This is a genomic window from Achromobacter spanius, assembly GCF_039673305.1.
Classification (GTDB): domain Bacteria; phylum Pseudomonadota; class Gammaproteobacteria; order Burkholderiales; family Burkholderiaceae_B; genus Achromobacter; species Achromobacter spanius_F.
In genome coordinates, this window is record NZ_JBDJLJ010000142.1 from 1 (window position 1) to 217 (window position 217).

Annotated in this window: 1 protein-coding gene; it reads right to left on the minus strand. The window is 52.1% G+C overall.

From position 1 onward, the window contains the following. Positions 1–217, minus strand: a 217-nt coding sequence (locus tag ABE485_RS31200; protein ID WP_346519112.1) for an integrase core domain-containing protein, incomplete at both ends; no start/stop codon positions are given.

The window sequence follows — 217 nt, forward strand, 5'->3', positions numbered from 1 at the left end:
GGTTGTAGAAGACCTCGATGTAGTTGAAGATCGCCAGCCGTGCGTGCTCCCTGCTATGGAAGACTTGGTGGTGCGTTAATTCGTTCTTGAGGTTGCTAAAGAAGCTCTCTGCCACTGCATTATCGTAAGGATCGCCTTTGGCGCTCATGCTGATGGTAATGCCGTTGCCCGTCAGCATTGCACGATACTCGGCTGAACTGTATTGAGCGCCTCGATC